Source organism: Actinomycetes bacterium (assembly GCA_022599915.1).
Taxonomy (GTDB): Bacteria; Actinomycetota; Actinomycetes; order S36-B12.
On the sequence record JAHZLH010000012.1, the window covers coordinates 1 to 14,776 of the forward strand.

Genomic DNA, 14,776 nt, shown 5'->3' on the forward strand with positions numbered 1-14,776 from the left:
CCCATCGCTATGTCGGGACTGTCAGAATCAGAAGCTACCGAAGGTAAGTGGGGACTGCCGCTTGGCTGGCTAGACTCCGCTGGCGGGGTCATGGATCTCACGAGATCATGGTGGGGTGCAGGTAGAGGTAACTCATGATCCGGAGAGTGGTCGCTTCACCGCTGCGGTTGACGGCGTGACCGCAGGTCGCTTGCGCTACCGCGAGGACGACGTTGGGGGCTGGATTATGTACTCAACCGTGGTTGATCCGGATTACGGCGGTCAAGGCGTCGGTACCGAACTGGTGCGGGTGGCCGTTGAATCCGCCCGGAGGCAAGACCGATCCATCAATGCCACCTGCTGGTTTGTCGCCGAATGGCTGGAGCGAAACCCTGCGGTAGGTTAACGGACCTGACCTCGCATCTGGGACTTCGCTGCCTTGGCGCTCTTGGGCATCGGGCCCTTAGGAATCGGGGCCGGCGACTGTGAAACCGCCTCTAGCTTCCGACGAATATCGTTCACCTCGGCTGGGGTCAACGCCTTAGGGAGTTTCGAGAGTTTCTTCTGCAACTGACTGATCGGAATTTGGTCTTCCTCGGCGCCGATCTGCAATTCGGTGATCGGAATGTCCGGGATATAGCGCTGGGTGCGTTTCTTTTCTCCGGCGAGCATGTGCTTCACCCGAGATGGTGGACCCTCAGAGATCAGGACCACGCCAGGTCGTCCCACGACGCGATGCACCATGTCCTGGTTCTTGGTCACCGCAACCGCCGGAGTGGTGCTCCAGTTACCGCGCATGGATTGCGCCACCGCAGCCGCACCACCGGGCTGGTCCTCCACTTGCCGATACGCGGCGCTCATCGCCTTACGGCTGAAGTACCACATGGCCGCCAAGACACCGAAGGACAGGCCGACTAGGCCAAAGGTCACCGGGTTGCTGAAAAGGAAGCCAATCGCCAGTCCGATGCCGAAAATCACCAGGAAGAGGCAGAACATGATCAGTCCGAGCCGGGGATAGACCTCCCGGGTCATGCGGTAGTTGTCGCGCATCTGCCCGACCCATGCGAACCGCTTCTTCTTCGTCTTTGCTTCCTTGGCCATGTCTTACAGAGTAGGGCAGGATTTCGTTGCTGCTAACGCGACCGGGCCGGGACCACCCTAAGGTGCCCCGGCCCGGTCGCTTATCGGCTAATTCAGCGTGACATCGGCCCAGTAGAAGTTGTGATCAGACTCCCAGCGAGGCTGCCGCTTCGACTTGGAGTCCACCCCAGCGATACCTACATTGCTGGCTGTGGCCTTGCGGAGTAACGCCAGATCAATCCGAGTCGGGATCACCGGATCGCCGGAGTCCATGTACTTACCTGGACCCTTGACGCCCTTGACCTTCTTCTTGGTGTTCAGCGCGCCACTACGGCAGCAGGTCGCACCCTTGGCCTTACCGAACTTCTTACCAGTCTGTTTCCAACTGTCCTTGAAGTACTTCTTCGTCAGATTCTTGTACGTGGGACTGTAGTAGCCATTGGCGTCGGTATTCAGGTCACCCAGCAGGATCACTCGGCCACCGGTGTCCTTACCGAACATCTTGGATTTCTTCTTGAGTTCCTTGCCCTGACCGACCTGAACTGCCGATGGCCAGTTCTTCGGCCCGTACTTCCCGGGCTTGCCGACGCCGTCTTGCGATTCGACTTCGAGGTGTGAGGTGAGGATTGACACTGGCTTGCCCTGCCACTGGAACTTCGCGGCGGCATAGCCACGGTCGAAGCTCAGCGAGACGTCATCAGTGACAGGAATAACCACCTGACTTTTGAAGGTGCCGACCTTTTGCTTGGCTTGCTTGTCGGAGAAGAACTTCAACTTCAGATTGGGCGATTCGGTGTTGTACATGAGCGCATCACTGTCCTTCATCCGCACAGTGCAGGCAGTGAGTATCAGCGTTGTTGGATCGGTGGGGTCGTAGCTGCATTCCTCGATGTCGTTGTTGAGGTAGGGAATACCGATCGTCTTGCTGATACCGATATTGGCGTTGAAGACTCTGGATGCCACCTCGTATTCCAGACCCTCCTGCGCGAGCGCATCCTCAAAGATCTGCAGGAAGTCGTAGCTGGGCATGTCCTTGGCCGGTCCGGTGGAGCGTTCCCACGTAGTCAACTCATTCAGTGACAGCACGTCCGGGCGCAGTTCCTTGACGGTTTTGGCAATCCACTTGGCCCGCTTGGGGAAGTCAGTCTTCTGAGCTGTGTCGTACACCTTGGCTGCACCCAGCAGGAAGTCCAACAACGTGCCGTCCGGATCCAGCGCAGCATTGATAGCCGGCGACAGCGACGACCCGAGGTACAGGTTCACCGTCATCACCCGCAGTTTGGAACTGCTCTTGGAAGGTGCCTGGGCCGTTTCGGGCACGGCTGGGGCTGCCGGTGCAGGAACACTTGCGGCGGCAAGACCGGCAGCAGCGAGGCCGGTCGCGGCAACGCCAGCGATGAGTCGAGAGCGGAAAGTGGTCATGATCAACCTCCGATTTCTGCTCTCAGATTGGCAGGTTCGCCCGACGTTGTCGCGTCTTTGCCGCTTTGCCCGATTTGTCCCCGATCAAAGCGCACCGCTATTTCACCGGCTGAGGGCGCTAGGTCACTGACTCAGGAGGTAGTGGCCACGGCAGCACGGTATAGGCGACCGGCCCGGTAGGACGACCGCACCAACGGCCCCGACATCACTCCGACGAAGCCCAGATCTTTGGCCTCGTTTTCAAGCTCCACAAACTCGTCTGGAGTCACCCAACGCTCTACGGGATGGTGTCGCTCGGAGGGACGCAGGTATTGCGTAATCGTGATCAGATCGCAGTCGTGATCTCGCAAATCGCACAGCGCGGTGGAGATTTCATCGCGGGTTTCGCCCATGCCCAGGATCAAGTTGGATTTAGTCACCAAACCCGCCTGCTTTGCAGATTGCAGCACCTGCAGCGAACGGTCATAGCGAAACGCTGGTCGGATGCGCTTGAAGATTCTCGGCACCGTCTCCACGTTGTGGGCGAGGACTTCCGGGGCCGCATCGAACACTTCCGCCAATAGTTTCGGATCACCGGAAAAGTCAGGAATGAGCAGTTCCACCCCAGTACCCGGGCTCGTGGCATGGATGCGCCGCACCGTCTCGGCGTACAGCCAAGCACCCTCGTCGGCCAGATCATCGCGAGCAACCCCGGTCACGGTGGCATACCGCAGTTCCATCGATGCGACGCTGTCCGCCACCCGCTGTGGCTCACCCCGGTCCAGCGGCGCCGGTTTACCAGTATCAATCTGACAGAAGTCGCAGCGGCGGGTGCACTGTTCGCCACCGATCAGAAAGGTTGCTTCGCGATCTTCCCAACATTCGTAGATATTTGGGCAGCCCGCCTCCTGGCAGACAGTATGCAGTCCCTGTTCCTTGACCAGCGCACTGATTTGTAGGTACTCGGGTCCGGTTTTGAAGGTGGTGCGAATCCATGGGGGTTTGCGTTCGACCGGAGTTTCCGCGTTGCGGCGCTCAATACGCAGTAGTGGTTTGTCGCCGGTCACGGTCTTAGCCTAGGCGGGGCAACCTGTTCAGGCCACATGCGGTCCGTTCGACGGCAGATATTGCGGCACTACCGGACTTCCGGTGAGCCTTTCACTTAGCAGCGAGGCCGCACTCATCACATCGATGTCACGACCGCAGATTTTGGTCAGTGAGGTCACACCAGCATCCGGGATACCGCACGGCACAATGCGCTGCGACCAAGTTAAATCACAATCACAGTTCAGTGCGAAGCCGTGCATGGTCACTCCTTGGGTCACCCGGATTCCGACAGCCGCGATCTTGCTGGCCGGTCCGGCGCTGCCGGGACCGCTGGCGTGGGGAACCCACACGCCAGATCGACCTTCGATGGGAATGGCGGCCACCTCGAAGTCCTCACACATGCTGATCAATAGCGACTCCAGCGCTCGAACATGCGCCACCACATCCATTGGATGCGGCAGTCGCAGGATCGGATAGCCGACGAGTTGGCCCGGGCCGTGCCAGGTGATCCGGCCGCCCCGATCGACATCGATCACTTCGCTGCCATCCACCGGGCGGTCCTCGGGTTGGGTGCGCGAACCGGCGGTAAACACCTCATCGTGCTCGAGCAGCAGCAGCGTATCGCCGCGGCGGCCCGCCACCACATCGCTATGTACCTGCCGCTGCAGTTCCCACCCTTGTCGGTAGGGAACAGTGCGTTGGCCCAAGCCAACTCCGACGACATCGACTTGGCCGATCCCGGCGCTAGCGCTGCTCACCCCGTCAGATTACGCGCTGATTACGGCACTGGCATCGCTGCCAGTGCCTGTTCGATGGAGGGATGCTGCCATTCAAAGCCCGCTGCAGTGAGTGCGCCCGGAGCGACACCCTGGCTCATCACAACTTCCTCAGCGAAACCACCAAGGACCACTCGCAGCGCAAACTTAGGAACCGGAAGTTTTGCCGGCTTGTCCAGCAATTCCGCCAGCGCTTGTGTCGCTTGCGCGTTCGTCACAGGCTGTGGCGCGACTAGATTCACAGGGCCGCTGATTTCTTGATCGATACAAAATCGGATGGCCCGCACCTCGTCAGTCATCGAGATGAATGACCACCATTGCTTGCCCGAGCCGATGCGGCCACCGATGCCTTTGCGGAAGATCGGGATCATTTTGCCGAACGCGCCACCGGTGCTGCTCACCACTAGCCCAGTGCGGATCATCGCCACGCGGTTGCCTGCCTGCTGTGCCGGCGCAGTGGCGGCCTCCCATTCCTGCACCACGTGGGCCAGGAAGGTATCTCCCTCGGGACCAGACTCGTCCACGATGTCGCCGCCGGTGTCCCCGTAATAGCCGATAGCTGAGCCGCTGATGAGCGCTGGGTTGCCGGGTAGCTCAGCGACGGCAGCTGCGATGGCGGCGGTGCCATCAACCCGAGAGGACAGAATCAGATTCTTGTAACTGGCGTTCCAGCGCCGATCACCGACCCCGGCCCCGGCTAAATGCACTACTGCGGTGATTGACCGCTCGGCCAGGGCCTGGGTATCGACGGTGCGGTTGGCGGGGTCCCAACTCACTTCCCCGGGTCCGGCCGCCGGCCGGCGTACCAACCGAATGACGTCGATACCGTCGTCGGTCAGTGATTGCGCAAGTGTGGTGCCAATGAGGCCACTGGCACCGGTGATAGCGACGGCCACGATGGAGTGCTCCCGTTCTCTAGGTAGGGGTCAGTTATGACGAGCGGGCAGCTAGAGCCCGACATCGCCCTCAAAAGCGCCTTCCTCTAACCGGTGTTTCACGGTGCTGAGGAATCGAGCGGCATCAGCGCCATCGACGAGGCGGTGGTCATAAGTGAGCGATAGATACACCATCGAATGGACGGCAATCACGTCGCCGCCATCGGAACCGGGAATGACGACGGGACGTTTGTTCACCGTGCCAGTCCCCATGATCGCGACCTGAGGCTGATTGATGATCGGGGTATCGAACAACGCACCACGGCTACCAGTATTGGTCAGAGTGAATGTGCCGCCGGATAGTTCATCTGGAGTGACCTTGTTGGTACGAGTACGTTCCGCTAGATCAGCGATTCGACGAGCAAGTCCAGCGAGATTGAGCTCACCCGCATCCTGAATCACCGGCACCAAGAGGCCTCGATCGGTATCGACCGCCACCCCCAAGTCCTCCTGAGCGTGATACGTGATGTGCCCGCTGTCGGGAGCGATAGACGCATTGACTTTCGGGTGGACTTTGAGCGCCTCGATGACGGCGAGCGCGAAAAACGGGAGGAAGGACAACTTCACGCCTTCGCGTTGCTGGAACTGTGTCTTGACCCGATCGCGCAGCCGAGCGATTGCGGTGACGTCTGCCTCAACCACTGTGGTTAGTTGGGCGGAGGTGTGCAAAGAATCCAGCATCCGATCGGCAATGACCTTGCGGAGTCGGGTCATGGGGACTGTTGAGCCCCGCAGTTCACTACCCGGTGCGCCAGCGGCGGCCGGTGGCGTAACTGCGGGTGCCGTGGCAGTTGTCGATGCGCTAGCAGCGGTGGCTGGTGCTGCGGCAGCCGGTGCGGTCGTGGCTGGTGCCGCGGTGGTGGATCCACCGGCCGCTTCGATGGCCTGTTCCACATCTTGCCGCCGGATTCGTCCACCAACCCCGGTTCCGGATACCTTCGCTAAGTCAATGCCCGCTCGCGATGCCAACTTGCGCACCAATGGCGTGACATAGGCGGCAGCGGCGGCCACTTTGCCGGGGGCAGTAGGTGCAGCTGCGGCCGGTGCGGCTGCGGGTGTTGTTGTAGCTGCTGGTACCGGTGCTGGTGCGGGAGCTGTCGTTGGCTGGGTTGGCGGTGTGGGTGCGGCAGTGGGTTCGGCCGGAGCTGGTGCTGGTTCTGGTGTCGCTGGAGCCGGTGCAGCGGCAGGTGCGGATGCACCGGGCGCGTCGGCAGACCCGACGATCCCAAGTACGGCTCCGATTTCCACTACCGCATCCTCAGCTGCGGCAATGCTTACTAGGGTGCCCGCGACCGGGGACGGAATCTCAGTGTCGACCTTGTCGGTAGAGATTTCGAGCAGCGGTTCGTCGACGTCGACAGAGTCGCCGACCTGTTTCAGCCACCGAGTCACAGTGCCCTCTGTGACACTTTCGCCGAGTTCCGGCAGCGTGACTTCGGTTCCGGCTGCATCTCCCGCCGCCGAGGTTGGTGCTGCCGTTGGCGCGGGGTCCGGTGGTGCTGGTGGGGCACTGGCGGCTGGAGTAGCAACCGGCGGGGCTGGAGCCGCTGGGGTTGCAGCGGCCGGAGGAGCTGGCGGGGCACTGGGCATGTCCGCCGGCGGCGGCGGAGTTGGCGTCTGAGCCAGCTGGTCGCTACCCACTCCTACGGTGCCGAGCAGTGCACCCACCTCCACGATGGTGTCGTCTGGAGCATCGATCGAGGTCAAGACCCCGGCTGCCGGGGAAGGGATCTCGGTATCGACTTTGTCAGTAGAGACTTCCAGCAATGGCTCATCGACATCGACGGTGTCACCGACCTCCTTTAACCACCGAGTGACTGTTCCCTCGGTGACGCTCTCGCCGAGTTGGGGCATGGTGACCGGGGTCGACACAGCAGCTTCTCCTAACTCCGGCTTGCACCGGATGCGTTACCTATCTTGACCTCATCAGGGGCGCTGATGTGAGAAATCGCCAATGACTCGCCCATCTGTCCGCATCAGCCATGGGCATGCAGCGGCTTTCCGGCCAGAGCCAGGTGTGCTTCACCTAGCGCTTCGTTCTGGGTGGGGTGGGCGTGGACGAGGCGAGCAACGTCCTCCGGCAGCGCTTCCCAGTTGTAAATCAACTGAGCCTCGCCGATTTGTTCTCCCATGCGGCTGCCCACCATGTGCAGGCCCACCAAGGGGCCGTCCTTGACGGAAACTAACTTGATGAAGCCACCCGTGGCCAGGATTTGACTCTTGCCGTTGCCCGCCAGGTTGTACTCATAGGTGTGGATGGCGTCTTTGCCGTACTTTTCTTCGGCCTCGTCTTGGTTGAGGCCAACTGAAGCCACTTCCGGTTCGCAATATGTCACTCGGGGAATGCCGGACTCGTCGATGGGTTCGGGGTTGAGCCCCGCAAGGTGCTCGGCCAAGAAAATCCCCTGAGCAAAGCCGCGGTGCGCCAACTGCAGTCCAGGCACAATGTCGCCCACCGCATAGACCCCGGGTACGTTGGTTTGCAGGTAGTCATCGGTGGGCACCCAGCCGCGATCCATCGCAACGCCTTGCTCCTCATAGCCCATGCCACTGGTGTTGGGTCCGCGACCGACGGCGACTAGGAGAAGGTCGGCAGTGTGGCTACTGCCGTCTTCCAAGGTGGCAGTAACACTGGTCTCGTCGGCCACTGCGGAGGCAAGCCGGGCACCGGTCACCGATTTGATCCGCCGCTTGCGGAAAGCTCGTTCGAGCGCTTTCGATGATGCTGGGTCTTCGGCGGGCACAAGGCGGGGCAGTGCCTCGATAATGGTCACCTCAGTGCCGAAGGAGCGCCACACGCTGGCGAATTCAACGCCGATCACGCCGCCACCCAGCACGATGACGGAGTTGGGAATCCAATCCAAGTCCAGTGCTTCGTCACTGGTCATAATTCGGCCACCGATGTCCAGGCCGGGTAGTGATCGAGGATAAGAGCCACTAGCTAGTACCACCGCCTTACCGGTGTAGGGCTGACCGGCGACGGTAACGGCGTTCGGCGCAGTGAGGGTTCCGGTGCCTTCGACGTAAGTGATGTCGCGACCGTTGACCAAGCCGGTGAGTCCCTTGTACAGCCGGCCAATCACCGAGTCTTTGTAGGAGTTGACCCGAGTCATATCGATACCGGTCAAGGTGGCGTCGACGCCGAAGGCGGCAGACTCGCGAGTGGTGTCGGCGACCTCAGCCGCATGCAGTAGCGCTTTGGTGGGAATGCAGCCACGGTGGAGGCAAGTGCCGCCTAGCTTGTCCCGCTCGATCAGGGCGACACTCAATCCCAACTGGGATGCTCGCAGCGCACAGGCGTAACCGCCGCTACCTCCGCCCAGAATCACGACGTCGTATTGCGCTTCTGCCACAGGTTCCTCCAAGATCTCTGCTCGATCCTGCCATTAGCGGGCCCAAAAGTCCGGCTTAAGCGCTCGCAATCCGCGACGGGCGAACGCTGACCGAGTATCTAACTGACTTGCTGTCGTACATATTCAGCCAAGGTGCGAACTCCGAAGCCGGTGCCACCCGGTTGCACGTAGCCGTAAGCGGCACCGTCATTGAACGCTGGTCCAGCAATGTCGAGATGGAGCCAAGGCTGATCGTCGGGTACAAACTCGGCGAGGAACAGCGCAGCCGTCAGCATGCCGCCGTTGCGATCACCAATATTGGCGATGTCTGCAATGGGCGAGTCCAGTGATGGCCGCAGTTCCGGCGGTAGCGGCATCGGCCACAGCGATTCACCAGCGGCGCTGCCGGCTGCCACCACTTCGGTGCGCAGTCGGTCGTCGTTGCCCATAGCGCCAGCTACTTGAGCACCGAGAGCCACCAACTGGGCACCAGTCAAGGTGGCGATGTCGATAAGTTCGTCCGGATTCTCGGACAAGGCTTCGGTGATGGCGTCCGCGAGCACCAGTCGACCCTCGGCATCGGTGTTAAGTACCTCAACCGTTTTACCGCCACGAATGGTGATTACATCGCCCGGCCGTTGCGCGGTCCCACTGGGCATGTTCTCGGCCACGGCGAGCCAGCCGGTGACATTTACTGGGAGTTTCCAAGCGGCGATCAGTTTCACGGCCGCCAGAACGGCAGCAGCTCCGCCCATATCCGACTTCATCCACTCCATGGACTTGGGCGGTTTCAGTGACAATCCGCCAGAATCAAAGGTGATCCCTTTGCCTACCAGCGCGATGTGACGGTTGGCTCCAGCCGGTTGGTACTGCAATCGCACTAGCCGCGGCGGGTGACTGGAACCCTGGCCCACCGCGATCAGGCCACCGTACTGTCCCCGACGCAGCTGGGCATCAGACCACACCTTGACTGCGACTGAGGTGTCCGCGAAGGTATCCCGAGCCACTTGAGCCAAGCCTTCCGGTACCAAATCATTGGGGGCGGTGTTCACCAGATCCCGGGCCAACTCGACCGCTTCGGTGAGTGCGGCCGCCTCTTTGACGATCGTTCGGTCTGCGCTGGTGAGTCGTGTCCCCAACGCCAGGGTGATGCGTCGCGGTGCTGCTTGCGGCTGGGAGCGGTAGCGGTTGAAGCGGTAACTGCCTAGCGCGGCGCCTTCTGCCAATGCCCGCAGTTCTTCGCTCTGGGCATCAGCAGCGGCGATGACGACGTTCGTGGCAGTGGTGGCTGCCCGGGTTGCCACACCGATGGCGCGGCGCAACTGTTCTGGTGTGTCGGCTTCGGTAGCAATAGCAACAACCACAGTGTCGGCAGCCAAATCTGGGTCGCCGGGTAGGCGGATCGGATCGGTGCTGCCCGGGGTACTGAGGGCGGTAGCGGCCGCAGTCAGTCGCCGGGCTAGCTGGCGGCTGAAACCGCCGAACTTCTGCAGTACTAAGGAGTCATCTCGCCAGATAGCTGGCACGATCAGTTGCTGGCCGGAAACTTCCGCCGGTGCTTTGGCTGAGAGCCGCAGATCGGTCACTGGTTCACCTCGATGGGTTCGGGACTGCTTGCAGCAGGCTATCGTCCGTGGACTAGCGTCAGGGGCATGTCGCACCCGGAATCTTCGAATGGTCAGCAGTCGGCGGATCACGACAGTGCTGATGTGCGTACAACGTCATTACACACCTGGCATGTCGCGGCGGGAGCGAAGATGGTCGACTTTGCCGGTTGGGATATGCCGATCGAATACCCGATGGGCACGGTGGGGGAGCATCGCACCGTAAGGGCCGGCTGCGGTGTCTTTGACGTTTCCCACATGGGTACCGTTCGAATTTCTGGAGCGGCTGCCCTCGTTCAGCTCAATCAGTTGCTAACGAATGATCTTGACCGACTGGCAGTGGGCCAAGTCCAGTACACGCTGCTGTGCGATGAGACCGGTGGAGTCATCGACGACATGCTGGCGACCCGACTCGCAGCAGATGAAGTGCTGCTGGTTCCTAACGCCGCTAACACCGCCGCAGTGCTGGCTGAGTTGTACGACGTGATTGCCAAGTCCGCGATCACCGATGAGTCAGCGGAGACCTCGTTGATTGCGGTGCAGGGCCCGCAATCTGCCGAGGCGCTCATTCGGGTGGGGCTGTCACCTGACTTGCTCTACATGACGGCTGAGCTGCAGCCGTACCAGACTGGCCAGGTGTTAGTTTCGCGGACTGGTTACACCGGGGAACCTGGCTTTGAACTGATCCTGCCCAATGAGCTGGCGGTCACCCTGTGGGAGCAGTTGGTGGATAGACCAGAGGTAGCGCCCTGTGGTTTGGGTGCCCGTGACACGTTGCGGACTGAGATGGGTTACCCATTGCATGGTCAAGACATCAGTGACGAGATTGATCCGGTCGCGGCGCGGCTGTCGTGGGCGATCGCCTGGGATACCGAGTTTCGCGGCAAGGCGGCGTTGCAGCAGATCAAAGACCGGGGCGCGAATCGCGTACTGCGGGGGCTACTGCTGCAGGGTCGCGGGGTACCACGTCCCGGTATGGCGGTTCGCCAGAACGGTACCGAGGTGGGAGCCGTGACGTCGGGGACGTTCTCGCCGTCGCTGCGGCAAGGTATCGCGCTGGCACTGCTAGACAGCAGCATCACTACGGGTGGCGCAGTGGCGGTCGACATTCGTGGCCGCGAGGTTGCGGCCGAAGTGGTGTCGCCGCCGTTCGTGGAATCATCCCCGCGCTAGTAGTTGGGATAACTGGTCCCCGGCAGCGACTACTTGTTCCGCGAATCGGGTAGCGGGAGCATCACCTAACCGTGCCGCCGGCCCGGAGATAGAAATCGCGGCAATTGCTCGGCCGCGAGAGTTCAGTACCGGTGCCGACACCGAGGCGACTTCTGGTTCTCGTTCGCCGACACTCACTGCCCAACCGATATTGCGGACTTCCGCCAACTGGGCGGTAGAAAACGCGGCATTCGTTGGCGCGGTAGGAATCTGGTCGGCATGTTCCCATGCCAGTAGGACTTGAGCAGCGGAGCCCGCGGCCATGGTGAGGGCGGCGCCTAATGGGACGGTGTCGCGCAGGCCAGAGGACAGATCGGCAGTGGCCACGCAGATGCGGCGATCACCGGAACGTTGATACAGCTGGGCGCTTTCGCTGGTGTTGTCGCGCAACTCCCGCAATATGGGTCGGGCACGGACTGCGATGCCATCGCTGTCGGCCGCTGCGGCCATCTCCGGGATCCGGGGACCGAGCAGAAACTCACCGATGTCATTGCGAAGCAACAGTCCATACGATTCGAGGGCGAGTGCCAGTCGGTGCGCGGTTGGCCGTGATAAACCCGTTGACTCGGTGAGATCGGCCAGTGAGTGTGGCCGGTGTTCCACGGCCTCCAGGATGGCCATGGACTTGTCCAGCACACCCACTCTGCTACCCTGATTGCTGTCCATAGAGTGAGAGTAGCATCTCACTATGTGAGACGCCCGCACAGCGAGATCGCTGGCTGCGTGAGATTCTGGGGGGGCAATCCCGAACCAGAGCCGAGGGAGGCAAGCATGGGCAAGACCCTGGCGGAGAAGGTGTGGCGCGATCACTTGGTGCACCAGGTCGATGGTGAGCCGGATGTGCTGTACATCGACCTGCACTTGATTCACGAAGTAACCAGCCCGCAGGCCTTTGAGGGGCTGCGGCTCACCGGGCGTCCGGTCCGACGTCCTGATCTCACTCTTGCCACGGAAGATCACAACGTGCCGACTAGAGACATCGAGTTGCCGATTGCTGACCCGGTCAGTCGCGCGCAGGTGGAGGCCCTCCGCAATAACTGCGCCGAGTTCGGGGTGCCGATCTATCCACTTGGCAATGAGGAGCAGGGCATCGTGCATGTGGTGGGGCCGCAACTTGGACTCACTCAACCGGGAATGACCGTCGTGTGTGGAGACTCGCACACCTCGACACATGGCGCTTTCGGTGCGTTAGCTTTTGGCATCGGGACCAGCGAGGTCGAGCATGTGCTCGCAACCCAGACGCTTCCGCTCAAGCCATTCAAGACGATGGCGGTGACGGTGGAAGGTGATCTACCTGACGGAGTGACGGCGAAGGACATCATCCTCGCCGTCATCGCACGCATCGGCACCGGTGGTGGTCAGGGGCATGTCCTCGAGTATCGCGGGAGCGCCATTGAATCGCTATCGATGGAAGGTCGCATGACGATCTGCAACATGTCGATTGAGGCAGGTGCTCGTGCGGGAATGATCGCCCCCGACCAAACCACCTTTGACTACCTGCAAGGTCGCAAGCACGCGCCTGCGGGTGCTGACTGGGATGCTGCGGTCGAATACTGGCGCAGTCTGCGCACCGACGACGATGCGGAGTTCGACACCGAAGTAGTGATTAATGCCGCTGAGTTAAGTCCTTTCGTCACGTGGGGCACCAACCCCGGTCAAGGGCTGCCGTTATCGGAGCGAGTACCCGATCCGGCGGGCATGTCGGACGAGCATGAGCGCGCGGCGGCGGAGCGAGCCTTGGAGTACATGGACCTAGCGCCGGGCATACCGTTGCGCGACATTGACGTCGACGTCGTATTCGTCGGCTCCTGTACGAATGGCCGGATCGAAGATTTGCGGGTGGTCGCCGATCTGCTCCGCGGCCGGAGCGTGAACGAACAGGTGCACATGTATATCGTTCCCGGATCGGTGCGAGTGCGTGATCAGGCTCAAGCGGAAGGTTTGGTCGAAGTTTTTGAAGCTGCTGGTGCGGACTGGCGCGGCGCTGGGTGCTCGATGTGCCTGGCGATGAATCCGGATAAGTTGCAGCCGGGCGAGCGAGCAGCGTCAACGTCTAATCGAAACTTTGAAGGTCGGCAGGGTCCAGGTGGGCGTACCCATTTGGTGTCACCGCAGGTTGCGGCGGCCACCGCGGTCAACGGTCAGTTGTCCTCGCCAGCGGATCTGGTCTGAAGGAGAAACTCATGGAGAAGTTCACAGTTCACAGCGGTACGGGCCTCCCGCTCCGTCGCAGCAATGTTGATACCGATCAGATCATCCCAGCGGAGTACCTCAAACGGATCACTCGCACCGGCTTCGGCGACGGGCTGTTCTCGGCCTGGCGGGAAGACCCCGAGTTTGTTCTCAACCAAGAGCATCATGCTGAGGCCACGGTTCTGATCGCCGGTCCTGACTTCGGTACCGGATCGTCCCGGGAACACGCAGTCTGGGCATTGCAGGACTACGGGTTCCAGGTTGTGATCTCTTCTCGATTCGCCGATATCTTCCGCGGTAACGCGGGTAAGAGCGGTCTGCTGCCGGCACTGGTGGACGTTGAGGTGGTGGAACAACTGTGGGAGATCGTGGAGTCAGATCCCACCACCGCCATCGAGGTGGATTTGGTGGAACTCAAGATTCGGGTTGGAGATTTGCAGGCCGACTTCGTTGTTGATCCGCACGTGCAGCATCGAATGCTGCATGGTTTGGATGACATCGGAATCACCTTGGGTCACGTTGATCGAATCTCTGAGTACGAAGAGAATCGACCTTTCTTCATGCCAGTGACTCTCGCCTAGCAGGGTCCTTCGTTTCACTGTCGTTGACGTCAGTATGGCTGTCTCGGTCGTGCTGGTTATGCGGGTGAAAAGTCAGTAGTTTTCCGACTTTTGTTCTGAGAACGCGTTCGCGATCACAAAGTTTTTTCGTGGCGGGATTAGTCAATCAGTGTTTTTCCCACTAGCGTCGGCAAAGAACGCTTCCACCGAAGGAGATCACTGTCGTGAATAGGGCAGAGTTTATTGACAATCTGGCCGCTCGCTTAGAAACAAATCGAGCAGAAGCCAATCGGGCCTTGAACGCAGTGCTCGACGAAATCAAGCAAACAGTTTCTCGTGGTGAGGAGGTGCGACTGTCCGGGCTCGGAATCTTTGAAAGCGTCAAGCGCGGTGCCCGCAGTGCGCGTAATCCGCAGACTGGAGAAACCGTAAAGGTAAAAGCAACCCGAGTTCCCAAGTTCCGGCCCAGTGCGGATTTCAAGGCTCTTGTCGCTGGTGCACGGAAAGCCGTAACGGATCGCACGTCGTCGGCGAAGAAGTCGGCGAAGAAGACCGCCGGCAAGGCAAACACTGAGGCCTCGGCGGCGAAGAAGTCCGCGACTAAGAAGGCCACTGCGGCGAAGAAGTCCGCGACTAAGAAGGCCACTGCGGCGAAGA

General features: G+C 60.8%; 14 protein-coding genes. 5 read left to right on the forward strand and 9 right to left on the reverse strand.

Features of this window, described 5'->3' with window-relative positions:
* Positions 1-115: 115 nt before the first annotated feature.
* A complete protein-coding gene (locus K0U62_02180; protein ID MCH9800325.1) occupies positions 116-385 on the forward strand; it encodes an N-acetyltransferase in 270 nt (89 codons plus the stop codon).
* Here the strand turns inward: K0U62_02180 and K0U62_02185 are convergent.
* From K0U62_02185 to K0U62_02220, 8 genes are all read right to left on the reverse strand, one after another.
* Positions 382-1,080: a DUF4191 domain-containing protein gene (locus K0U62_02185; GenBank protein MCH9800326.1), complete on the reverse strand. Its 699-nt coding sequence runs from the start codon at positions 1,078-1,080 to the stop codon at positions 382-384. The two genes, K0U62_02180 and K0U62_02185, sit on opposite strands and share 4 nt — an antisense overlap.
* Before the next feature lie 87 nt (positions 1,081-1,167).
* Positions 1,168-2,481 (reverse strand): hypothetical protein, encoded by a 1,314-nt coding sequence (locus K0U62_02190; protein MCH9800327.1) that lies wholly within the window; start codon positions 2,479-2,481, stop codon positions 1,168-1,170.
* A gap of 131 nt (positions 2,482-2,612) precedes the next feature.
* Positions 2,613-3,527, reverse strand: a complete 915-nt coding sequence (gene lipA / locus K0U62_02195) for a lipoyl synthase (GenBank protein MCH9800328.1) — start codon at positions 3,525-3,527, stop codon at positions 2,613-2,615.
* 27 nt (positions 3,528-3,554) lie between these two features.
* Positions 3,555-4,244 (reverse strand): lipoyl(octanoyl) transferase LipB, encoded by a 690-nt coding sequence (lipB, locus tag K0U62_02200; GenBank protein ID MCH9800329.1) that lies wholly within the window; start codon positions 4,242-4,244, stop codon positions 3,555-3,557.
* A 41-nt stretch (positions 4,245-4,285) separates the two neighbouring features.
* Complete coding sequence (locus K0U62_02205; GenBank protein ID MCH9800330.1) at positions 4,286-5,179, reverse strand: TIGR01777 family oxidoreductase; 894 nt, start codon at positions 5,177-5,179, stop codon at positions 4,286-4,288.
* Positions 5,180-5,230: 51 nt separating this feature from the next.
* Complete coding sequence (sucB, locus tag K0U62_02210; protein ID MCH9800331.1) at positions 5,231-7,090, reverse strand: 2-oxoglutarate dehydrogenase, E2 component, dihydrolipoamide succinyltransferase; 1,860 nt, start codon at positions 7,088-7,090, stop codon at positions 5,231-5,233.
* Positions 7,091-7,194: 104 nt separating this feature from the next.
* Positions 7,195-8,571 carry a dihydrolipoyl dehydrogenase gene (gene lpdA, locus K0U62_02215; protein MCH9800332.1) on the reverse strand — a complete coding sequence of 459 codons (1,377 nt, stop codon included), beginning with the start codon at positions 8,569-8,571 and terminating at the stop codon, positions 7,195-7,197.
* A 98-nt stretch (positions 8,572-8,669) separates the two neighbouring features.
* On the reverse strand, positions 8,670-10,136 hold the full coding sequence (locus tag K0U62_02220) for a leucyl aminopeptidase (GenBank protein MCH9800333.1): 1,467 nt from the start codon (positions 10,134-10,136) through the stop codon (positions 8,670-8,672).
* A gap of 66 nt (positions 10,137-10,202) precedes the next feature.
* Here K0U62_02220 and gcvT point away from each other — a divergent pair, with 66 nt between their 5' ends.
* Entirely contained in the window at positions 10,203-11,327 is a 1,125-nt protein-coding gene (gene gcvT, locus K0U62_02225) for a glycine cleavage system aminomethyltransferase GcvT (protein MCH9800334.1), read from the forward strand.
* Here the strand turns inward: gcvT and K0U62_02230 are convergent.
* Positions 11,313-12,032, reverse strand: coding sequence for an IclR family transcriptional regulator (locus K0U62_02230; GenBank protein ID MCH9800335.1), 720 nt, complete (start codon positions 12,030-12,032; stop codon positions 11,313-11,315). The two genes, gcvT and K0U62_02230, sit on opposite strands and share 15 nt — an antisense overlap.
* A gap of 105 nt (positions 12,033-12,137) precedes the next feature.
* Between K0U62_02230 and leuC the strand changes: the two genes are divergently transcribed.
* The 3 genes from leuC to K0U62_02245 all read left to right on the forward strand — a co-directional run.
* Entirely contained in the window at positions 12,138-13,538 is a 1,401-nt protein-coding gene (leuC, locus tag K0U62_02235) for a 3-isopropylmalate dehydratase large subunit (GenBank protein ID MCH9800336.1), read from the forward strand.
* Positions 13,539-13,549: 11 nt separating this feature from the next.
* On the forward strand, positions 13,550-14,140 hold the full coding sequence (gene leuD / locus K0U62_02240; GenBank protein ID MCH9800337.1) for a 3-isopropylmalate dehydratase small subunit: 591 nt from the start codon (positions 13,550-13,552) through the stop codon (positions 14,138-14,140).
* A 203-nt stretch (positions 14,141-14,343) separates the two neighbouring features.
* The coding region (locus K0U62_02245) for an HU family DNA-binding protein (protein MCH9800338.1) at positions 14,344-14,776 on the forward strand (433 nt) is incomplete at its 3' end.